Genomic DNA, 246 nt, shown 5'->3' with positions numbered 1-246 from the left:
CGCCAATTCCACGTGGGTATCAGAGTCCCGTCAACTACTAAGGACCCGGGTGCTTTGAGGCTTTCTTTCAAAGGCTGAGTCAGCGGAGTGAGAATCTTCTCCAGGGCCTTTTCGATGGTGTTGATAGCTCGTGAGACTGTCGATTGAGAGACAGCAAAAAGTTCTGCGAGGAGTTCTTCGGTGAGGTTATGGCGGTGGTAGAGCAGGGTGATTTTGAGGGCTTGGGTGAGGGTGAGTGCTGGTGGT

1 protein-coding gene is annotated in these 246 nt (G+C 52.8%); it reads right to left on the bottom strand.

Annotated elements, in window-relative coordinates:
• Positions 1 to 246: helix-turn-helix domain-containing protein (locus L7A15_RS10630; protein ID WP_237212514.1), on the bottom strand; the 246-nt coding region annotated here is incomplete at both ends.

It is taken from the genome of Rothia nasimurium (genome assembly GCF_928391935.1).
GTDB classification, from domain to species: Bacteria; Actinomycetota; Actinomycetes; order Actinomycetales; family Micrococcaceae; genus Rothia; species Rothia nasimurium_D.
This window is presented reverse-complemented; position numbering and strand designations above follow the sequence as displayed.